Annotated in this window: 21 protein-coding genes and 1 tRNA gene; 11 read left to right on the forward strand and 11 right to left on the reverse strand. The window is 69.4% G+C overall.

Features of this window, described 5'->3' with window-relative positions; translation table 11 throughout:
• Positions 1 to 51: 51 nt before the first annotated feature.
• The 4 genes from purH to ABLE38_RS08860 form a co-directional block, all read right to left on the reverse strand.
• On the reverse strand, positions 52 to 1,623 hold the full coding sequence (gene purH / locus ABLE38_RS08845; protein WP_348973788.1) for a bifunctional phosphoribosylaminoimidazolecarboxamide formyltransferase/IMP cyclohydrolase: 1,572 nt from the start codon (positions 1,621 to 1,623) through the stop codon (positions 52 to 54).
• Positions 1,624 to 1,793: 170 nt separating this feature from the next.
• Positions 1,794 to 3,380, reverse strand: coding sequence for a heparinase II/III family protein (locus tag ABLE38_RS08850; protein ID WP_348973789.1), 1,587 nt, complete (start codon positions 3,378 to 3,380; stop codon positions 1,794 to 1,796).
• A gap of 143 nt (positions 3,381 to 3,523) precedes the next feature.
• Complete coding sequence (gene rpe, locus ABLE38_RS08855) at positions 3,524 to 4,180, reverse strand: ribulose-phosphate 3-epimerase (protein WP_348973790.1); 657 nt, start codon at positions 4,178 to 4,180, stop codon at positions 3,524 to 3,526.
• Positions 4,181 to 4,223: 43 nt separating this feature from the next.
• Positions 4,224 to 5,507 carry an RsmB/NOP family class I SAM-dependent RNA methyltransferase gene (locus ABLE38_RS08860; RefSeq protein ID WP_348973791.1) on the reverse strand — a complete coding sequence of 428 codons (1,284 nt, stop codon included), beginning with the start codon at positions 5,505 to 5,507 and terminating at the stop codon, positions 4,224 to 4,226.
• Positions 5,508 to 5,542: 35 nt separating this feature from the next.
• Between ABLE38_RS08860 and ABLE38_RS08865 the strand changes: the two genes are divergently transcribed.
• Positions 5,543 to 5,695: a DUF1674 domain-containing protein gene (locus tag ABLE38_RS08865; protein ID WP_348973792.1), complete on the forward strand. Its 153-nt coding sequence runs from the start codon at positions 5,543 to 5,545 to the stop codon at positions 5,693 to 5,695.
• Here the strand turns inward: ABLE38_RS08865 and ABLE38_RS08870 are convergent.
• The 3 genes from ABLE38_RS08870 to tsaD are packed head-to-tail and all read right to left on the reverse strand — an operon-like array spanning position 5,692 to position 8,224.
• On the reverse strand, positions 5,692 to 6,228 hold the full coding sequence (locus ABLE38_RS08870; protein WP_348973793.1) for a DUF1697 domain-containing protein: 537 nt from the start codon (positions 6,226 to 6,228) through the stop codon (positions 5,692 to 5,694). The two genes, ABLE38_RS08865 and ABLE38_RS08870, sit on opposite strands and share 4 nt — an antisense overlap.
• Entirely contained in the window at positions 6,225 to 7,202 is a 978-nt protein-coding gene (locus ABLE38_RS08875; protein WP_348973794.1) for an NAD(P)H-dependent glycerol-3-phosphate dehydrogenase, read from the reverse strand. Before ABLE38_RS08875 ends, ABLE38_RS08870 begins: the two co-directional genes overlap by 4 nt.
• Positions 7,199 to 8,224 (reverse strand): tRNA (adenosine(37)-N6)-threonylcarbamoyltransferase complex transferase subunit TsaD, encoded by a 1,026-nt coding sequence (gene tsaD / locus ABLE38_RS08880; RefSeq protein WP_348973795.1) that lies wholly within the window; start codon positions 8,222 to 8,224, stop codon positions 7,199 to 7,201. The genes ABLE38_RS08875 and tsaD overlap by 4 nt, the downstream gene beginning before the upstream one ends.
• A 249-nt stretch (positions 8,225 to 8,473) precedes the next feature.
• On the opposite strand from tsaD, the gene hemC reads away from it, so the two are divergent.
• From hemC to ABLE38_RS08920, 8 genes are all read left to right on the forward strand, one after another.
• On the forward strand, positions 8,474 to 9,388 hold the full coding sequence (gene hemC / locus ABLE38_RS08885) for a hydroxymethylbilane synthase (RefSeq protein ID WP_348973796.1): 915 nt from the start codon (positions 8,474 to 8,476) through the stop codon (positions 9,386 to 9,388).
• The gene (locus tag ABLE38_RS08890) at positions 9,385 to 10,053 is read left to right on the forward strand and encodes a uroporphyrinogen-III synthase (protein ID WP_348973797.1); all 669 of its coding nucleotides are present in this window, start codon (positions 9,385 to 9,387) and stop codon (positions 10,051 to 10,053) included. The genes hemC and ABLE38_RS08890 overlap by 4 nt, the downstream gene beginning before the upstream one ends.
• A gap of 44 nt (positions 10,054 to 10,097) precedes the next feature.
• The gene (locus ABLE38_RS08895; protein WP_348973798.1) at positions 10,098 to 10,940 is read left to right on the forward strand and encodes a hypothetical protein; all 843 of its coding nucleotides are present in this window, start codon (positions 10,098 to 10,100) and stop codon (positions 10,938 to 10,940) included.
• 88 nt (positions 10,941 to 11,028) lie between these two features.
• The gene (locus tag ABLE38_RS08900; RefSeq protein ID WP_348973799.1) at positions 11,029 to 12,213 is read left to right on the forward strand and encodes an acyl-CoA dehydrogenase; all 1,185 of its coding nucleotides are present in this window, start codon (positions 11,029 to 11,031) and stop codon (positions 12,211 to 12,213) included.
• The gene (locus ABLE38_RS08905) at positions 12,213 to 12,731 is read left to right on the forward strand and encodes a GNAT family N-acetyltransferase (RefSeq protein WP_348973800.1); all 519 of its coding nucleotides are present in this window, start codon (positions 12,213 to 12,215) and stop codon (positions 12,729 to 12,731) included. Before ABLE38_RS08900 ends, ABLE38_RS08905 begins: the two co-directional genes overlap by 1 nt.
• Positions 12,728 to 13,843, forward strand: coding sequence for a CaiB/BaiF CoA-transferase family protein (locus ABLE38_RS08910; protein WP_348973801.1), 1,116 nt, complete (start codon positions 12,728 to 12,730; stop codon positions 13,841 to 13,843). The genes ABLE38_RS08905 and ABLE38_RS08910 overlap by 4 nt, the downstream gene beginning before the upstream one ends.
• 155 nt (positions 13,844 to 13,998) lie before the next feature.
• The gene (locus ABLE38_RS08915) at positions 13,999 to 14,595 is read left to right on the forward strand and encodes a hypothetical protein (protein ID WP_348973802.1); all 597 of its coding nucleotides are present in this window, start codon (positions 13,999 to 14,001) and stop codon (positions 14,593 to 14,595) included.
• A 124-nt stretch (positions 14,596 to 14,719) separates the two neighbouring features.
• Positions 14,720 to 14,905, forward strand: coding sequence for a hypothetical protein (locus ABLE38_RS08920; protein WP_348973803.1), 186 nt, complete (start codon positions 14,720 to 14,722; stop codon positions 14,903 to 14,905).
• A gap of 13 nt (positions 14,906 to 14,918) precedes the next feature.
• On the opposite strand, the gene ABLE38_RS08925 is transcribed toward ABLE38_RS08920, so the two are convergent.
• The 4 genes from ABLE38_RS08925 to ABLE38_RS08940 all read right to left on the reverse strand — a co-directional run bounded on the left by ABLE38_RS08925 (position 14,919) and on the right by ABLE38_RS08940 (position 16,930).
• On the reverse strand, positions 14,919 to 15,719 hold the full coding sequence (locus tag ABLE38_RS08925) for a DUF72 domain-containing protein (protein WP_348973804.1): 801 nt from the start codon (positions 15,717 to 15,719) through the stop codon (positions 14,919 to 14,921).
• 60 nt (positions 15,720 to 15,779) lie between these two features.
• The gene (locus ABLE38_RS08930; RefSeq protein ID WP_348973805.1) at positions 15,780 to 16,208 is read right to left on the reverse strand and encodes a DUF2147 domain-containing protein; all 429 of its coding nucleotides are present in this window, start codon (positions 16,206 to 16,208) and stop codon (positions 15,780 to 15,782) included.
• A gap of 111 nt (positions 16,209 to 16,319) precedes the next feature.
• Positions 16,320 to 16,721, reverse strand: a complete 402-nt coding sequence (locus tag ABLE38_RS08935; protein WP_348973806.1) for a DUF2147 domain-containing protein — start codon at positions 16,719 to 16,721, stop codon at positions 16,320 to 16,322.
• A gap of 134 nt (positions 16,722 to 16,855) precedes the next feature.
• Positions 16,856 to 16,930, reverse strand: a tRNA-Gly gene (locus ABLE38_RS08940).
• Between the two features lie 175 nt (positions 16,931 to 17,105).
• On the opposite strand from ABLE38_RS08940, the gene ABLE38_RS08945 reads away from it, so the two are divergent.
• Positions 17,106 to 18,008: a tetratricopeptide repeat protein gene (locus ABLE38_RS08945; protein ID WP_348973807.1), complete on the forward strand. Its 903-nt coding sequence runs from the start codon at positions 17,106 to 17,108 to the stop codon at positions 18,006 to 18,008.
• On the forward strand, positions 18,005 to 18,628 hold the full coding sequence (locus tag ABLE38_RS08950) for an LON peptidase substrate-binding domain-containing protein (RefSeq protein ID WP_348973808.1): 624 nt from the start codon (positions 18,005 to 18,007) through the stop codon (positions 18,626 to 18,628). The genes ABLE38_RS08945 and ABLE38_RS08950 overlap by 4 nt, the downstream gene beginning before the upstream one ends.

Here is an 18,628-nt window from a genome sequence, read left to right on the forward strand (position 1 = left end):
CCGGAATGGAGCCACAAGATCCCGGCTTTCGCCGGGATGACGTACCGGGCCTCAATGCCGGAAGTGACGCATCCCGGTGAAGACCATCGCCAGCCCGGCCGCGTCGGCCGCCGCAATCACTTCCTCGTCGCGGATCGAGCCGCCCGGCTGGATCACTGCGGTGGCGCCGGCTTCCACCGCCGCCAGCAGGCCGTCGGCGAAGGGGAAGAAGGCGTCCGAGGCCACCGCCGAGCCGAGCGTGCGCGGCGTCGCCCAGCCGGCCTTTTCGGCGGCGTCCTTGGCCTTCCACGCGGCGATGCGCGCCGATTCGAGCCGGTTCATCTGGCCGGCGCCGACGCCGGCGGTGCTGCCGTCCTTGGCATAGACGATCGCGTTCGACTTGACGTGCTTCGCCACCGTCCAGGCGAACAGGCAGTCGGCCAGCTCCTGGTCGGTCGGCTGGCGCTTGGTGACGACCTTGAGTTCGGCCGGGCCGATGATGCCGTTGTCGCGGCTCTGGACCAGCCAGCCGCCGGTGATCGCCTTCGCCATCAGGCCGTTCCGCGCCGGATCGGGCAGCGCGTCGGTCAGCAGCAGGCGCAGGTTCTTCTTGGCGGCGAACAGCGCCAGCGCTTCCTCGTCGGCACCCGGCGCGACCACCACTTCGGTGAAGATCGACGTGATCTGCTCGGCGGTCGCCCGGTCGAGCGGGCGGTTGACCGCGATGATGCCGCCGAACGCCGAGACGGTGTCGCAGGCGAACGCCGCGGCATAGGCCTCGGCCAGCGTCGCGCCGCTCGCCACGCCGCAGGGATTGGCGTGCTTGACGATCACTGCGGTCGGCGGGCCGTCGCGGAATTCGCTGACCAGCTCGAGCGCGGCGTCGGCGTCGTTGTAGTTGTTGTAGCTCAGCTCCTTGCCCTGGAGCTGGCGCGCCTGGCCGATGCCGGGCGTCGCCGGGCCGGTGGCGGCATAGAAGGCGGCCGACTGGTGCGGGTTCTCGCCATAGCGCAGCGCCTGACCGCGCTTGAGGCTGAGGTTGAGCGTCTCGGGGAAGGCCTCGCCCTGGTCGGCAAAGGCGAACCAGCTCGAGATCATCGAATCATAGGCCGCGGTGGCGGCATAAGCCTTTGCAGCGAACTTGCGGCGCTGCTCAAGCGTGGTGACGGCTTCGTGGACCAGCGCATAGTCGGCGGGATCGGTGAGGATCGCGACACTCTCGTGGTTCTTCGCGGCGGAGCGGACCATCGACGGGCCGCCGATGTCGATATTCTCGATGATCGTGTCGCGATCGGCGCCGCGGGCGACGGTCTGGGCGAAGGGATAGAGGTTGACCACGACGAGATCGATCGGGCCGATCGCATGCTCGGCCATCGATGCCTCGTGCTCGGCATTGCCGCGCACCGCGAGCAGGCCGCCATGGACCTTGGGGTGGAGCGTCTTGACGCGGCCGTCCATCATCTCGGGGAAGCCGGTGAGATCGGAGATGTCGCGCACCTCGAGCCCGGCATCGCGCAGCGCGGTGGCGGTGCCGCCGGTCGAGACCAGCTCGACGCCCTGGCCGGCAAGGGCGGTTGCAAGTTCGACGATCCCGGTCTTGTCGGAGACGGAGAGCAGCGCGCGGCGGATTTTCACCTGGTCCATGCGGCATGCCCCTCTACGGATCGGGGGGCCGCTGGCAACCCTTATCCGCTCGACAAGGCGTAAAGTTCCTGTTCCCCGGCGAAGGCCGGGGCCCAGCCGCGATGTCGCTTGAGAGGCTTTCGCGACCGATCAACTGCGCCCAGAATGGATCCCTGCCTTCGCCGGGAACGCTATTTCGCCCGGTGGAACAGCCAGCTCACATTCGCCCCGCCGGCGAGCGATTCGCCCGTGATGACGAGCTGGCGGGTGGGGACCGGCTTGCCGGTGCCGTCGATCCAGATCGAATCCTCGAACGCCAGCGTGCCGCCCTTGCAGCGGAACTGCCAGAGATGCCCGCCCGGCAGGCGCAGGATCGCCGCCTGGCCGTCGGCGGTGGGCGAGATCTCGACGCTCGGCGCGAGGTGGAAGCGGACCGCGAAGGGCGTGTTGGCCTTGTGCCGGCGCTTGTCGGCGGGAAGCAGCATGTCCTCGCCGCGCACGTCGCGCCCGTCGCCGCCCAGCGCGATCAGGCGGCGGTGGACGAAGCCGAGGCGGCGGACATAGCCGTCATGGCTCGCCTCGATCCGGCTGCCATTCTCGCTCTCAGTGCGTGCCAGCTCGACCTCGACGACGCCGCGGCCGAGCGAGCCGTCCGGGTGGATCGCAGTCGAGTTGCTGTCGGCCAGCGTCAGCGTCGAATGCGCCGCGGTGGTGCGCAGCGCCGCGGACAGCGCGTTGGGCACCGAATGCAGCGTCATGCCCGAGCCGCCGCAATTGACGACGATGCGGTTCGGCCCGTCGGAAAGCTCGAAGGCGAGCGTCGAGGCGCAGCCGCCCGCGGCCAGCCGCGCCAGCGGCGGCGGCGCGGCGTCGACGATCAGCACGGTGCTGCCGGCGTTGAGGCGCTGATAGCCCCATTCGCGCGCCTGCTTGAGCGGGCGGGTGCGCACGCCCGTCGCCTCGACTGCCTGCTCGATCAGCGCGCCGGGCACGGGTGCCGAGCCCTGCCAGCTGCCCAGCCCCTTGTCGCCGTGGCAGACGCCGAGCAGCGCGGTCACCATGCGGTTGAGCGCCGAGGAGACGAAGGCCGGCGGCTCGAGCCGGCGCGCCTCATAGGCGCTCGACAGGATCGTCAGCAGCTGGACCGCGTCGAGCTGGCCCCAGGGCGAGCGGCCGACGGTGCCGCCATCGTCGAAGATCGATTGCTCGAGCGCGCGGCGCATGCCGGTCTCGCCGAACGAGCGGCGCGGATCGCCGCCGGGGATCATCAGCCCCGCGACCAGCACGCCGCACCAGGCGGCGATGCGCGGTGTACCGGCCGGGACCCGGTCGGCGGCGCGGTCGAGGTGGCGCGCGCCCTTGGCCAGCGCGTGGAGCACCGAGGAGCGATAGACCAGGTCGTTGGCCGACAGGATCAGCGGCGCGTGCGCGGTCCAGGCGAGGATGCGCCGGCCGACCAGGTCGGCGCGCCAGGCGGGATCGGAGACCTTGTCGCCATGCACCGCCAGCCAGCGCTGCATCAGCCCCTCGGCGATCGGCGCGGCGGTGACGCGGGTGGTGACGCTCGAGAGGTCGCGCAGCCAGCCAAAGCCGTGGAGATATTCGCCCATCGCCGGCGACCAGTCGGGCCGGGTGAAGTCGAGGCTGGCGATCGAGCGCTCCTCGCCGCGATAGCTCACCATGCCGTCGAGCAGCGCGTTGCCGCGCTCGACATCGCCGAAGAACGGGTCCTCGCCGACCGCGATCAGCTTGAGCGGGTGCCGGCCCTTCAGGCGCATGTTATGGAGCGGCGTGCGCCAGGCGAGGCGCTGAAAGCGCTCGGAAACGCGCTCCGCGAGGCTGAGTCCGCGATCCCCCCCTGTGCGGATGAGCCGCTTACCCTGCTCGACCCCGTCGGCCCCGGAGTACGAGCCGCCATCGCTCACCCGCCGCGCAACGCGGCAATGTTTGCCGCATATTGGGCAGGGCCGCCGGTGAAGGTCGCGGTGCCGGCGACGAGTGCGTCGGCACCGGCCTCTATCGCGCGCGGCGCGGTCGCGCGGTCGATGCCGCCATCGACTTCGAGGTCGATCGCGCGGCCGCTGGCATCGATCCGCTTGCGCAGCTCGGCGATCTTGCCGAGCTGGCTCTCGATGAACTTCTGCCCGCCGAAACCGGGGTTGACGCTCATCACCAGGACGAGATCGATCAGGTCCATGACATAGTCGATCGATTCAACCGGGGTGGCGGGATTGAGCACGACGCCAGCACGCTTGCCCAGGCCCTTGATTGTCTGGAGCGTGCGGTGGAGATGCGGGCCCGATTCCGGATGCACCGAGATGCAGTCGGCCCCGGCGTCCGCGAACGCCTGGAGCATCGGATCGACCGGCGCGATCATCAGATGGACGTCGAACGGCTTGGCGGTGTGCGGGCGCAGCGCCTTGATCACCCCCGGGCCGATCGTGATGTTGGGCACGAAATGCCCGTCCATCACGTCGACATGGATCCAGTCGGCGCCGGCAGCGTCGATGGCGCGGATCTCCTCGCCCAGCTTGGCGAAATCGGCGGAGAGGATCGAAGGTGCGATGCGGACGGCCATGATGAATCCTTAGGCACCCCGCGATTCGCGCGCAACCGGGCTTCTAGGGGTTGCGGGTGAGCCTCGCGATGAAGAACCCGTCCAACCCGCCGACATCGGCGAGCGTTCCCGGCAGCAGGCGCAGGCTCCCGTCCGCGCGCGGCATGACGCCATGGGGGAGCTCCTCGGCACGGATGGGGGCGATCGCATAGTCCGAACGCGCCTTGAGGAACGCCGCCAGTTGCGCCTCGCCCTCCTCGGGCTCGAGCGAGCAGGTGGAGAAGACAAGTATGCCGCCCGGCTTCACCCATTCCGCCGCCCGGAACAGCAGCTTGCCCTGCAGCTCGGCCATCTCTCGGATCAGGCTGGGGCGGACGCGGTGGAGCACGTCGGGATGGCGGCGGAAGATGCCGGTGGCGCTGCACGGCGCGTCGAGCAGCACCGCGTCCGCCTGCGCCCTGGGCTTCCAGACGAGCAGGTCGGCGGTGATCACCTCGGCGCTGAGCCCGGTGCGCTCGAGATTCTCGTGAAGTCGCGCCAGACGACTTTCGGAGACGTCCACGGCCGTCACCTGCCAGCCGGCGGCGGCGAGCTGGAGCGTCTTGCCGCCCGGGGCAGCACACAGGTCGAGCGCCGTGCCCGTGTCCTTCCCGATCAGCCGGGCGGGGAGCGAGGCGGCGAGGTCCTGCACCCACCAATCGCCCTCGGCAAAGCCTTCGAGCATCACCACCGGGCCCTTCTCGTCGAGGCGGAGATGGCCGGGAAGCAGGCTCTTGCCGGGCAGGTCGGGCGCGACTTGCGCATCGCGCAGCGTCAGGTCGAGCGGCGGCGGCACCGCGATCGCGCGCTCGGCGTCCTCGATCATCTGGTCGCCCCAGGCGGCGTGCCAGCGCAGCGCCACCGCATCGGGCAGCGTCGGCGGCTCGGGCAGCGTCACGCCCTGGCGCACCAGCGTACCGAACACGCCGTGGACCAGCTTGCGCGGGCCGCCATCGACCAGCGGCAGCACGGTGGAGATCGCGGCATGGCCCGGCGTGCCGAGCGCCAGCGCCTGGACGAGCGCGATGCGCAGCGCAAAGCGCGCCTTGGCGTCGTCGGGCAGCTGCTGCTTGGTCGCCGAATCGATCAGCGCGTCGAGGTCGGGCAGCCGGCGCAGCACTTCGGCGGCGATGGCATGGGCAAGCCCGCGATCGTTGGGCGCGAGACCCTGTGCCGCGCTGTCCAGCGCCTGCTCGAGCGCCAGCCCGCGCCGGAGCACCGCATCGAGCAGCTTGAGCGCTGCACGGCGAGTGGGGACGCCGGGACCATCGGGCTCGTGGCGGGAAGAAGGGCGACGCGGTGGCTTCACTTGACCTCTTGGATTGGAAGGACGATCTGCCGCCTATGGCCCAGCGCCCCGCAAATGTGAAACCGCCCGCGTATCTGACGCCCAGCCCGCCCGTGCCCAAGCCCGCGCCGGCCAAGGAAAAGCCCGATGCGCTCGACCCGACTCGCTATGGCGACTGGGAGCGCAAGGGCGTGGCGGTCGACTTCTAGTCGCTGACCGCAGCCAGCAGCTTCAGCACCGTGTTCCAGTTGCGCCCGGTATTGCCGTGCGCCAGCTTGGCCTTCTGCAGCGCCGGGATCAGGTTCGAGCGACCCTGGCCATCGGGGAAATCGGTGAACAGCTCGCGCCCGACGATCACCATGCGTTCGGGACCGTCATAGCTCTCGGCAAGCTTGTCGATCGCCGCGCGATCGGGCGATTCGCGGTGAAAGCTGACGACGAGGAAGCTCGGCCGCTCCTCGGCTTCCTTCGGGAAGGGATTGGCCGCGACCAGCTGCTCGAGATCGGCGCGATTGCGCACATAGACATCGGACTTGAGCCCGGTGGCCTTTTCCAGCGCGGCGTGGAGATCGCGCTCCAGCGCCTCGGGCTTCGCGTCGCCCGCCTCGAAGACGACATTGCCCGAGGCGAGGATCGTCTTCACCTCGGTGAAGCCCATGCCCTCGACCACGGCCTTCAATTCCGCCGACTTGAGCTGGCGCTTGCCGAGGTTGATGCCCCTGAGCATCGCCGCCCATTTCACAGCGCTTCTTCCTTGAGCGGGCGAGTGAGCAGCGCCTCGATCACCTTCGCCACGGGCGCGCCCTCGAGCAGGGCGTTGACTGCCTCGGTGACCGGCATGTCGATCCCGGCATCCCGGGCGGCCTCGCGCAGGACGGGAGCAGTGTGCGCGCCCTCGGCGACGGTCTTGCGGTCGGCCATCAGCTCGGCGGCGCTCCGGCCATGGCCAAGGCCCAGGCCGAGCGAGAAGTTGCGCGAGTTGGTGGAAGAGCAGGTGAGGACGAGGTCGCCGAGGCCCGACAGGCCGGTGAGCGTCTCCGCCTGGGCACCGCGGGCCATGCCGAAGCGCGTCATCTCGGCAAAGCCCCTCGCGATGAGCGCGGCGCGGGCGTTGAGGCCGAGGCCGGCGCCTTCCACCACGCCGCAGGCGATGGCGAGGACGTTCTTGACCGCGCCGCCGATCTCCGCCCCGACCACGTCCGCGGAGCCATAGGTGCGGAAGGCCGGGCCGGCGAGGCGCTCCGACAGCCGGGTGCGCAGCGCCTCGTCCTCGCAGGCCAGGGTGACCGCAGTGGGCTTTCCGGCGGCGACCTCATGGGCGAAGGTGGGGCCCGAGAGCACCGCGAGGGGGGCATCGGGAGCGACTTCGGCCGCGACCTCGCCGACCAGGCGCTTGGTGCCGGCCTCGATCCCCTTGGCGCAGAGGACCAGCGGGGTAGCGCCGACGGAGAGCTGCGACAGCACCGCGCGGACGTGCTGGGCGGGGGCGACAACCAGCAGAGCGTCCGTATCGTTGAGCTCGCCAAGATTGGGCGTAGCGCGGATGGTCGGGCTCAGAGGGACTCCAGAGAGGAACAGGTCATTCCGGTGGCGGATGTTGACACTCTCCACCACCTCGGGCTCGCGCGCCCAGAGCAGGACCTCCTGCCCGCCGCGCGCCGCGACCTGGGCCAGGGCCGTTCCCCAGGCGCCGCCGCCGATGACACCTATCCTCATGCCTTCACTCCTGCCCCGCGCACCTTCTCCGCGTCCGGATCGAGCGGCCAGCGCGGCCGCGCCGCGACGTCGAGCGGATCGCTGAAACCCGCCGCGAAGCGCTCGGCGCCCGCCCAGCCGATCATCGCCGCATTATCGGTGCAGAGCCAGAGCGGCGGCGCGACGAAGCGCATGCCACTGTCCGCGGCCAGTCGTTCCAGCGCGCCGCGCACCGCCCGGTTCGCCGCGACCCCGCCGGCGACGACCAGCGCGGTCGCATCGACCGCCGCGATTGCGCGGCGGGTGCGGTCGATCAGGCAATCGACCACCGCCTGCTGGAAGGAGGCGGCGATATCCTCGGCGCGGTAGAGCCCGACCTTGCGCGCGACATCGCTCTTGAGGCCGGCAAAGGAGAAATGCGGCTCGGCCGAACCGAGCAGCGGGCGCGGCAGCGGCACGGCGCGGGGATCGCCCCTGGCCGCCGCCTCTTCCACCGCGGGACCGCCGGGAAAGCCGAGGCCGAGCATCTTTGCGGTCTTGTCGAACGCCTCGCCCGCGGCATCGTCGATCGTGGTGGCGAGGCGCCGATAGCGGCCCACGCCCTCGACCAGCAGCAGCTGGCAATGGCCGCCCGAGACGAGCAGCAGCAGATAGGGGAAGGCGAGATCGGGGTCGGTGAGCCGCGGCGAGAGCGCATGGCCCTCGAGATGGTTGACCGCGATCAGCGGCTTGGACCCCGCCAGCGCCAGCGCCTTGCCCGCGACCAGCCCCACCATGACGCCACCGATCAGCCCCGGGCCGGCAGTGGCGGCAACCGCATCGACATCGGCGAGGGTGAGCCCCGCTTCCTCGAACACGCCGGTGATCAGCGGCCCGATCGCCTCGACATGGGCGCGCGCGGCAATTTCGGGCACGACCCCGCCATAGGGACGGTGCGCCGCCTCCTGGCGGGCGAGCTTGTGCGCCAGCACCTGCCGATCGGTGGTGACCAGCGCCGCCGCGGTTTCGTCGCAACTCGATTCGAGGCCGAGGATCAGGGCCATAAGTGGTCTTTTCGTACTCCGTTGTTTGCGCATCTAGGGTTTCAGGAGGCGATTGTCGAAATCGCGGGGCATTTTTGATTCACGCGAAGCCGCGAAGGCGCGACGATGTTAGCCCCAGGGACGAGCCGAAGGCTCTCCCATCTCGGCGAAAATGCCCGCCGCTTCGCGGGATCCTTCGATCGTCGTGCCTTCGCGTGAATATCCGTGTCCGCTTCGACAAGGACGGAGCGAGCCGGTAAGGGCAAGGCCATGACCGTTTTCAAACTTGGGACGCGGGGTTCGCCGCTGGCGCTGATGCAGGCGAACCTGGTGCGCGACGCGCTGGCGGCGGCGCACAGGCTGCCGGTCAGCGACTTTGAGATCGTCGTGATCAGGACCACCGGCGACAAGGTGCAGGACCGCGCGCTCGCCGAGATCGGCGGCAAGGCGCTGTGGACCAAGGAGCTCGACCGGGCGCTGCTCGGCGGCGAGATCGACTGCGCTGTCCATTCGATGAAGGACGTCGAGACGATCCGGCCCGGGATGATCGCGATCGCCGCGATCCCGCCGCGCGCCGATGTGCGCGACCGGCTGGTGGGTGCACCGTCGATCGACGCGATCCGCCCGGGCGGGGTGCTCGGCACCAGCTCGCCGCGCCGCGCCGCGCAGGTCCGCCGGCTGCGCCCCGACCTTTCGACCACGCTGTTCCGCGGCAATGTCGATACCCGGATCGCCAAGCTCGCTGCAGGCGAGGCCGATGCGACGCTGCTTGCCGCCGCGGGCCTGGTGCGGCTCGGGCGTCATGACGTCGGCATTCCCCTCCCCACCAACGTGCTGCTGCCCGCACCGGCGCAGGGCGCGGTGGGGATCGAGATCCGCGCTGACGACAGCCGCGCCCGAGCGCTGGTCGGCGCGATCGACCATGCCGAGACGCATGCCTGCATCCATGCCGAGCGCGCGCTGCTCGCTGCGCTCAAGGCCGATTGCCATTCGCCGGTCGCCGCGCTCGCGACGATCGAAGGCGCGATCCTGACGCTCGAGGCCGAGCTGCTTTCGGAGGACGGCGCCGCGCACGTCCACGGCACGATCGAAGGCGCGCCGCTCGACCCTGCCCTGCCCGCCGCGCTTGCCCGCGACCTGCTCGCGCGCGCACCGGAGGCGGTGCGGCGATTGTTCGCGGGATGAGCCGCGCGATCGCCGTACTGCGGCCCGAACCGGGCAACCGCGTGACGGCGTCGGCAATCGAGGCGGCGGGGCGGGCCGCGATCCGGTTGCCGCTGTTCACGGCCAGGCCGGTGCCCTGGACGCTGCCCGATCCGGCGCGCTTCGACGCGCTGCTGCTGACCAGCGCCAATGCCGTGCGCCATGGCGGGCCCCAGCTCGATGCGCTGCTCGGCCTGCCCGTCCACGCGGTAGGCCATGTCACGGCCGAGGCGGCGCGGCGAATCGGCTTCGCCATCGCGCACATCGGCGAAGGCGGCGCGGCGGCGCTGGTGCAGGCGGCCGAGGCGATGGGAGTGCGCCGGGCGCTGCTGCTCGGCGGACGCGAGCGGATGCTGGGGGCCGGCGGCATCGTCGCCGAGGCGATCACCGTCTATGCCAGCGAGGCGCTGGAGATCGACCAGGCCCAGGCGGTGCGGCTGCGCGGCGCGGTCGTGCTGGTCCAGTCCGCCCGGGCCGGCGCGCGGCTTGCCGAGCTGGTCGCGCCCGACCACCGGGCGATCACCAGCATTGCCGCGATCAGCACGCGCGCCGCAGTGGCGGCGGGGCCGGGCTGGCGGCGGGTGGAGATCGCCGCCGACACGCAGCCGGACACGCTGCTCGCGCTCGCGCTGCACCTCGCCGATTGAGCGCACGCATTGACCGCACGCGCCGGCACGGCGAATAAGGGCGCATGACCGACGACACCCTCGCGCCCGCGGCGCCGCGCGTGCCCTGGTGGCGCAGCGCCAGCCTGATCGGCACGATAGCGTTTGCAGCCGGCATCGGCGTGACCATCGGCGCCGTCGGCCTGGCCGGCGGGCTCTCGCCGCGCGTCGATCCGCCGGCACCGCTGCCCAGCCCGCTGGCGACCCAGGTCGCCGTGCCCCAGCTGCCGCCCGGCACCGACCTGGCGACGCTGAGCGCGCGCGAGACGATGCTGGCCGGCAAGCTCGACCAGATCGAGCTGCGCCTGCGCGATTCCGATGCGAGCTCGCGAAACGCAGCTTCCTATGCCACCCGCGCCGAGCGGATGATGATCGTGTTCGCGGTGCGCCGGGCGATCGAGCGCGGCCAGCCGCTGGGCCCGCTCGACGCGCAGCTGCGCGCCCGCTTCGGCGAGCGCAACGGCGATGCCGTGGCCGCGATCCTGCGCGCCGCCGCGCAGCCGGTGACGCTCGAGGACCTGCGCGCCGCGCTCGACACGCTGGGGCCCCAGCTCGCCAACGATCCCAAGGACAGTTTGTGGAACCGGGTGCGCCGGATGCTCGGCAACCTGGTGGTGCTGCGCGAAGCCGGCACGCCGAGCCCGCTGCCGGCCGAGCGGCTGCGCCGGGCGCGGCGCGCGCTCGACCGCGGCGACGTCGAGGCCGCGCTCGCCGAAGTCGCGCACATGCCGGGCGTCGCGGTTGCCGAGAGCTGGACCGGCGCGGCGCGGCGCTATGTCGCGGCGCGCGTGGCGCTCACCGAGATCGAGCGCGCGGCGATGGACCTGCCGGCCACGGCCGCAGCCCCCGCTCCTGCCCAGGCGGGATAGCCGCGCTCTATACCCCATGCCGCGATCCCTTGCGCGCGCCGCCAGGCGCAGCCGCTAGGACGACAGAGTTAGTTGAGAGGATTTGGAAATGGCAGAGATGGGCCGGTTCGACTGGGCGGATCCCTTCGGGCTCGATGCGCAGCTGACCGATGAGGAGCGGATGGTCCGCGACGCCGCGCGCGACTATGCGCAGGGCGAGCTGCTGCCGCGCGTGACCAGCGCCTATCTCGAGGAGCGGTTCGACCGCGAGATCATGTCCGAAATGGGCGCGCTCGGCCTGCTCGGCGCGACGATTCCCGAGGCATATGGTGGCGCCGGCCTCGGCTATGTCTCCTACGGGCTGGTGGCACGCGAAGTGGAGCGGGTTGATTCGGGCTATCGCTCGGCGATGTCGGTGCAGTCGAGCCTCGTGATGCACCCGATCCACGCCCATGGTACCGAGGAACAGAAGCGGAAATACCTCCCCAAGCTCGCCACCGGCGAATGGATCGGCTGTTTCGGGCTGACCGAACCCGATGCCGGCTCGGACCCGGGCGGCATGCGCACGCGGGCCGCGAAGATCGACGGCGGCTACCGGCTGACCGGCAACAAGATGTGGATCACCAACTCGCCGATCGCCGACGTCTTCGTCGTCTGGGCGAAGAGCGAGGCGCATGGCGGGAGCATCAAGGGCTTCGTGCTCGAAAAGGGCATGAAGGGGCTTTCGGCGCCCAAGATCGAAGGCAAGCTGAGCCTGCGCGCGAGCATCACCGGCGAGATCGTGATGGACGGGGTGGAAGTGAGCGAGGATGCGCTGCTCCCCGAAGTGCAGGGGCTGAAGGGTCCGTTCGGCTGCCTCAACCGCGCGCGCTACGGCATCGCCTGGGGGAGCATGGGCGCTGCCGAGGCCTGCATGCACGCCGCGCGGCAATACACGCTCGACCGCGCCCAGTTCGGCAAGCCGCTCGCCGCCAACCAGCTGGTGCAGCTGAAGCTCGCCAACATGGAGACCGAGATCGCGCTCGGGCTGCAGGCGGCACTGCGCTGCGGGCGGATGTTCGACGAAGGCACGCTCGCGCCCGAGGCGATCAGCATCATCAAGCGCAACAATTGCGGCAAGGCGCTCGATATCGCGCGGGTTGCCCGCGACATGCATGGCGGCAACGGCATCGCGGCCGAGTTCCACGTGCTGCGCCACGCGATCAACCTGGAGACCGTCAACACCTATGAGGGCACGCACGACGTCCATGGCCTGATCCTCGGCCGGGCGATCACCGGGATCGCGGCGTTCTGATGGAGCCCGAGCGGCAGCCGGTCCTCGAAGGCGAGCGGGTGCTGCTGCGGCCGAGCACGCCCGAGGATTGGGACGCGCTGTTCGCGGTCGCCTCCGATCCGCTGGTCTGGGAAGTCCATCCGGCGCACGACCGCTGGCAGGAAAGCGTGTTCCGCGCCTATTTCGATGCCGGCATCGCCAGCGGCGGGGCGCTGACGATCCTCGACAAGGCCAGCGGCCAGGTGATCGGATCGTCGCGCTTCGACAATTGGGATCGAGCCGCCGACGAGATCGAGATCGGCTGGACCTATCTGGCGCGGCGCTATTGGGGCGACGGCACCAATCGCGAGATCAAGCGGCTGATGCTCGACCATATCCACCGCTTCGTGCGCACCGCGGTGTTCACCGTCGGGGTGGACAATGTGCGGTCGCGCAAGGCGATGGAGAAGATCGGCGGCGTAGTGCGGCCGGGCACGGTCGACCGGCTGATGGCAGGCGCGATGAAGCCGCATGTGATCTACGAGATACGCCGTCCATGAAGCCGCTTCAGGGCATCAAGGTCGTCGAGCTGGCGCGGATCCTTGCCGGGCCCTGGTGCGGGCAGCTGCTCGCCGACCTGGGCGCCGAGGTGACTAAGATCGAGCGGCCGGGCGAAGGCGACGATACCCGGCATTGGGGGCCGCCCTTCCTCCACGATGCCGAGGGCGAGAATCGCGACGCCGCCTATTTCCATGCCTGCAACCGGGGCAAGACCTCGCTGGCGATCGATATCGCCACCGCGGAGGGCCAGGCGGCGGTGCGCGCGCTGGTCGCCGATGCCGATGTGGTGATCGAGAACTACAAGGTCGGCGGGCTGGTGAAATACGCACTCGATCCCGCATCGCTCCGGGCGCTGAACCCCAAGCTGGTCGTCTGCTCGATCACCGGTTTCGGCCAGACCGGGCCCTATGCGCCGCGCGCGGGATACGACTTCATCATCCAGGGCATGGGCGGGTTCATGTCGCTGACCGGCGAGCCCGACGGCGCGCCGCAAAAGGCCGGCATCGCCTATGCCGACATCTTCACCGGCGTCTATTCGGCGGTGGCGATCCTGGTGGCGCTGCGCAGGCGGGACACCACGGGCGAGGGCGCGCATATCGACATGGCGCTACTCGACACGCAGGTGGGCGTGCTCGCCAACCAGGCGCTCAACTGGATGGCCAATCCAGCCAAGGTGCCGCACCGGATGGGCAATGGCCACGCCAACCTGGTGCCCTACCAGGCGTTCGACGCGAAGGACGGCGCGCTGATCATCGCGGTCGGCAATGATTCGCAGTTCCGCAAGCTCTGCGGGGTGCTCGGGCTCGACTATGGCGCCGATCCGCGCTTCGCGACCAATCCCGCGCGGGTCGAGAATCGCGCGACGCTGCTGCCGCTGCTCGAGGCGGCGATCCGGCAATGGGCCAAGGCCGATCTCTACGAAGCGCTCGAGGCCGAGGGAGTCCCGGCCGGGCCGATCAACACGATCGACGAAGTGTTCGCCGACCCGCAGGTGATCGCCCGCGGGATGCGGATCGCGCGCGACGGCCTGCCCGGCATCGCCTCGCCGATCACGATCGACGGCGAACGGATGGTGGCGGACCGGGCGAGCCCGAAGCGGCCACGATCTTAACGCACTCGACTTCCTGTCATTTTTGCTCGAGCAGACTCGAATCTCGACGAGCACGAGACGAGTCCCGAAATTGTCATCGAATTCGATAAGTATCCGCAACGGTTTACGGCAGATCAGTTTTGCACGGACTTGAATCGTTCTGCGGAGAAAAGACGTTGCCCAACGCGCTACTTATATCGCAAGCTCTCTATTCTGTTCCGACACTAGCATCGGAACTGGAAACCCTCGGTTATCCGGGTGCGCCCGGCTACCAGCGCTTGAAGGACAAATATTCGAAGCCGCTCGCGGAGGAAAAGGCGGAGGTTCCGAGCGTGAGCTCGATCCACAGCATCTTCCGCGGCGAACTGATCAAATATGTGCTGTGCGACGGCGTCATTCGCCTGCTCAACGTGGCGCGAACGGACAAGGAGCTTCCGGTGCTCGCGTTGAGTGCCATTGAGGCGCACGAGTTCTGGATGCCGGACCTCGAGGGCGCGCTGCGCCAGGCCGCGGCACGCGAAGGCAAGAAGCAGAATGTCGTCGTCAAGGAGATCGCGCTCAAGACCGGTCGGCACACGGGCCTGATCACCCATCTGCGCCGCAAGCACCGTACGACCGAGGATCGCTGCGCCGATATTCGCGATGCGATTCAGGATCTCTACGGCTTGAGCTGCAGGATCACCGACGAATTGCCGCCGCTGGGCCCGCGCTCGGGCAAGGGACGGCGGCGAACGCTGGCGGTCGTTCCCAAAAAGGTACGCGACCCCGTCTGATCCTGTTTTGATTTGCGCGATCCTCCGTTGCGCCGCGCAAACAAATATTGAGCTGCCGCATATTCCGCAGTCATTCGCCCCGAATCGGGCCACCCCGCTTCCAGCAACAACTGGAGGCAAGTCCATGACGTTGACGATCGCCTATATCTTCCTGGGCTGCGGCTACATGGCGCACGGTGGTGCAGGGCTGATGCAGGAAAGCCTGCGCCACGGCACCTGGCGGCGGATGTGCAGCCGCGCCGACCATTGCGCGACGATCTTGATCGGCTCGTCCTGCTGCGCCGTGGCGGCGCTGCACCTCATCCACTAGCCGGCGCAGCACCTCAGCCGAGCCGGCGGATCAGCTCTTGCGCCGCCGCCGGCGCGCGCACCTTGCCGCCATGGATGAAGAAGACAAAGGTCTCGCGCGGCTGCTTTGGCGGATCCTGGTCCTCGACATAGGGAAGCCCGGCGGGGCGGCCGCCCGCGGCCCAAGTCTTCGCCGCTTCGGTCCAGCGCGGCAATTCGCTTTCGGGATAGCAAAATGGGTTCTCGTCCGCGCCTGCTTCGAGCCGCGCATAGACGAAGTCGCCGGTCACATCGGCGATCGCCGGATAGGTCGGCGAATCGGCATAGACGATCGCGACGCCCGCCTTGCGGCACAGGTCGACGAACTCGGGCACCGCGAAGCTCTCGTGCCGCACCTGGACGGCGTGGCGGAGCGGCACGCCTTCATGCGCGCGCGGCAGCAGGTCGAGGAAGGCGCCGAAATCCTGGGCGTCGAACTTCTTGGTGGCCATGAACTGCCACATCAGAGGCCCGAGCCGGTCGCCGAGCTCGATCACGCCCTGGCCGACGAACTTCGCCACCGATTCGCCGGCGTCCGCCAGCACCTTGCGGTTGGTGCAGAAGCGCGAGCCCTTCACCGCGAAGACGAAGCCGTCGGGCACCGTCTTCGCCCAACCCTCGAACGTCGCGGGCTTGAAGCTCGAATAATAGGTGCCGTTGATCTCGATCGCGGTCAGCTGGCGCGAGGCATATTCGAGCTCCTTCTTCTGGGAGAGCTTCTCCGGATAGAAGGCACCGCCCCGCCAGGGCTCGAAGGTCCAGCCGCCGATACCGACTCGAATGGGTGCACTGCTCATGGCGCCACCCTAGCCGCTCGGCGGGCCGCCGCCAGCCCGAAGGCTGCGGCCAAACCTTTCTCAGCGCACGCGCGACCAGGTCTGCGACTTGCAGATGATCCCGAACAGCACGCAGCCCTTGCCGACCATCTTGTCGCCGTCCTGGAACTCGACCGTGCCCGAAAAGGTCTGGCGGATATCGGGGACGAACACCTTGCCGCTCCACCGGCCGGCGCCGTCGGGCTTCAGGTCGCGGAAGAGATGCGTGCCGACCAGCTGGGTCGTGCCGCCGCGCTTCGCATCGGCGATCGCCTTGTCGCTGGCCCAGGTGACCGTGCCGCAGATCGCGCCGCCGCACCGGTCGAGGCGGACGTGCACGCTGTTGCTGGGGTTGCGCCACTCGCTGGCGATCGGCGCCGAATCGGGCGGGGAGCCGGCCGAGGCGGGAGCGACGAGCGAGAGGGAAAGCGCGAGTGCGGGCAGAATCGCCCGAAAGATCTTGCCGAACATGAGGGAGCTTCTTGTCTCTGGAACCTGTATGCCCCCTGAAGTGGAAAGCAGGCGGTTTCAGGACAAGATCATGTTCCGGAAACGCAGCGTTCGCGAATCAGGCTGGGCGGTTCATTCCGCGACCCGCAACCAGGTCTGCGACTTGCAGCCGACGCCGAGCACCAGGCAGCCGCGGCCGATCATCTTGTCGCCTTCGATCGTCACCGTTCCCGAGAACGTCTTGCGGATGTCGGGCACGAACACCTTGCCCTTCCAGCTGTTCGGGCCGGCCTTGTAGAGGTTGCGGAAGATCTGGGTGCCGATCAGGCTGTCCGTCCCGCCGCGCCTGGCGTCCGCCATCGCCTTGTCGCTCGCCCAGACGACGGTGCCGCAGATCGCGCCCTTGCCGCAGGATTCGTAGCGGATGTGGACGCTGCCGCGCGGATTGGCCCACACGCCCTCGATTCCGTCGGGAAGCGGCGCGGCGGAGAGGAGGAAGGCGGCGCCGAGCGCCAGGGCAAGTCGTGCGATCATCGGGCGCTTCTTTGTCATCCGAGCCCGCGCCTGCGCAAGCTACACAAAGGGGTAGGCCCGGACGTGACCGCGCGGCCCTGGCAGCGAATTTCTGAAGTTTCTCGGAGAACCGCATGAAAACGGTTGAGAAACGCTGGAGCGGGCGAAGGGATTCGAACCCTCGACCCCGACCTTGGCAAGGTCGTGCTCTACCCCTGAGCTACGCCCGCTCGGCGTTCTAGTCCGGGGCGGCGAGCGCCACCGGGCTGGGTGAGGCGCGGCCACTAGCACCGGCTTTTGGGGCGGGCAACCCCATCCGGCCAGTTTTTTTAGAGGCTTGGCGCTTTCGCTGCGAAAGCCCACATAGCGCACGACCCCAATAGTGCATTTTCAGGAGCACCCACCTTGGCCACGCTTGGACTCACCCCCGCGGAGAAGGAAGCCGTCGACGCATTCCGCCGCGACGTCGTCGAGCCCTCGATGACCAGTCTGGTCATCATCGACTTCTGGGCGGAATGGTGCGGGCCGTGCAAGGCGCTCACGCCCGTGCTCGAAAAGGTCGCCGCCGACTATGCCGGCAAGGGCGTGGCGCTTGCCAAGGTCGATGTCGATGCGAATCAGTTCATCGCCAACCAGTTCCAGGTCCGCTCGATCCCGACCGTCTATGCGATGTTCCAGGGCCAGCTGGTCGCCGACCTGAGTTCGGCCCGCACCGAGACGCAGCTGCGCACGATGCTCGACCAGATCCTGCGCCAGCTCCCCGTGCAGAGTGCCGAGGGCGAGGCCCAGGCCGAGCTCGAGCCGCTGATCGCCGCCGCCGAGCAGATGCTGGCCGATGGTGACGCCGACCAGGCGCTGAGCGTCTTCGAGCAGATCGCCGAGATTGCCCCCGATCACCCCCAGGTCGCCGCCGGCCGCGCCCGCGCGCTGCTGGCGCTGGCCCGTGCCGACGAGGCCGAGGCGGTGCTCGCCACCCTGCCCGAGGACGCCAAGGGCGCCGAGATCGAGCAGGCACGCGCCGCGCTCGCGCTCGCCCGGGAAGCGACTCCGGTCGAGGACCTCAGCGGCCTCGCCGCCCAGGCCGCGACCGGCGACATGGAAGCGCGCTACGAGCTGGCCGGCGGCCAGATGGCCGCGGGCGACCGCGACGCCGCCGCAGGCACGCTGCTCGACATGATTCGCGACGACCGCGAATGGAACGAGGGCGCTGCGCGGCAACGTCTGCTGAAGCTGTTCGAAGCCGTCGGCCTGGAAGACCCCTGGGTCTCGGCGCAGCGCCGCAAGCTCTCCGCGATCCTGTTCGGATGACGCCTTCGGGGCAGATCACGCGGCTCTCGGTATTTCCGCTGGGCGGCGCGCTGCTCCTGCCGCGGATGCACTTGCCGCTGCACATCTTCGAGCCGCGCTACCGGGCGATGGTCTCAGATTCGCTGGTCCGCGACCGGCGAATCGGGATGATCCAGCCGCGCGGGGCCGGCGAGCCGCCGCCCTTATTCGACATCGGCTGTGTCGGCCGGATCGCCGAAGTGGAAGCGCTCGACGACGGGCGCTTCGACATCGTGCTGGAAGGGCTGGCGCGCTTCACCGTGCTGCGCGAGCTGGACGTCACGACGCCGTTCCGCCAGGTCGAGGCCGAGCTGGAGGCGGTCGGCGAAAGCGAGATCCTCGCGCTTGCCGAGCGCGCCGCGCTGGAAATCGAATCGCGCCGCTTCGCCGATGGCCTTGGCTATGCGGTCGACTGGGAAGCCGTCGCGCGGCTCGACGACGAATCGCTGGTCAACGGCATCGCCCAGATCGCCCCGTTCGACGCGGCATCGAAACAGGCGCTGCTCGAGGCGGACACGCTGGCCGAGCGCTCCGAGCTGATCGTCCAGCTGATGCAATTCTATGGCCGCCACGACGGGGACGAGGCCGGGACGCTGCAATAG

Source organism: Sphingomonas sp. KR3-1, from assembly GCF_040049295.1.
Classification (GTDB): Bacteria; Pseudomonadota; Alphaproteobacteria; order Sphingomonadales; family Sphingomonadaceae; genus Sphingomonas.

Excerpts from the sequence above, each read along its gene's own strand:
- ABLE38_RS08875 (WP_348973794.1), bottom strand. The coding sequence starts at position 7,202 with ATGAGGATAGGTGTCATCGGCGGCGGCGCCTGGGGAACGGCCCTGGCC.
- ABLE38_RS08905 (WP_348973800.1), top strand. The coding sequence starts at position 12,213 with ATGGAGCCCGAGCGGCAGCCGGTCCTCGAAGGCGAGCGGGTGCTGCTG.
- ABLE38_RS08950 (WP_348973808.1), top strand. The coding sequence starts at position 18,005 with ATGACGCCTTCGGGGCAGATCACGCGGCTCTCGGTATTTCCGCTGGGC.
- ABLE38_RS08920 (WP_348973803.1), top strand. The coding sequence starts at position 14,720 with ATGACGTTGACGATCGCCTATATCTTCCTGGGCTGCGGCTACATGGCG.
- ABLE38_RS08900 (WP_348973799.1), top strand. The coding sequence starts at position 11,029 with ATGGCAGAGATGGGCCGGTTCGACTGGGCGGATCCCTTCGGGCTCGAT.
- ABLE38_RS08910 (WP_348973801.1), top strand. The coding sequence starts at position 12,728 with ATGAAGCCGCTTCAGGGCATCAAGGTCGTCGAGCTGGCGCGGATCCTT.
- hemC (WP_348973796.1), top strand. The coding sequence starts at position 8,474 with ATGACCGTTTTCAAACTTGGGACGCGGGGTTCGCCGCTGGCGCTGATG.
- ABLE38_RS08850 (WP_348973789.1), bottom strand. The coding sequence starts at position 3,380 with ATGCGCCTGAAGGGCCGGCACCCGCTCAAGCTGATCGCGGTCGGCGAG.
- ABLE38_RS08925 (WP_348973804.1), bottom strand. The coding sequence starts at position 15,719 with ATGAGCAGTGCACCCATTCGAGTCGGTATCGGCGGCTGGACCTTCGAG.
- tsaD (WP_348973795.1), bottom strand. The coding sequence starts at position 8,224 with ATGGCCCTGATCCTCGGCCTCGAATCGAGTTGCGACGAAACCGCGGCG.
- rpe (WP_348973790.1), bottom strand. The coding sequence starts at position 4,180 with ATGGCCGTCCGCATCGCACCTTCGATCCTCTCCGCCGATTTCGCCAAG.
- ABLE38_RS08890 (WP_348973797.1), top strand. The coding sequence starts at position 9,385 with ATGAGCCGCGCGATCGCCGTACTGCGGCCCGAACCGGGCAACCGCGTG.
- ABLE38_RS08935 (WP_348973806.1), bottom strand. The coding sequence starts at position 16,721 with ATGATCGCACGACTTGCCCTGGCGCTCGGCGCCGCCTTCCTCCTCTCC.
- ABLE38_RS08895 (WP_348973798.1), top strand. The coding sequence starts at position 10,098 with ATGACCGACGACACCCTCGCGCCCGCGGCGCCGCGCGTGCCCTGGTGG.
- ABLE38_RS08930 (WP_348973805.1), bottom strand. The coding sequence starts at position 16,208 with ATGTTCGGCAAGATCTTTCGGGCGATTCTGCCCGCACTCGCGCTTTCC.
- purH (WP_348973788.1), bottom strand. The coding sequence starts at position 1,623 with ATGGACCAGGTGAAAATCCGCCGCGCGCTGCTCTCCGTCTCCGACAAG.
- ABLE38_RS08865 (WP_348973792.1), top strand. The coding sequence starts at position 5,543 with ATGGCCCAGCGCCCCGCAAATGTGAAACCGCCCGCGTATCTGACGCCC.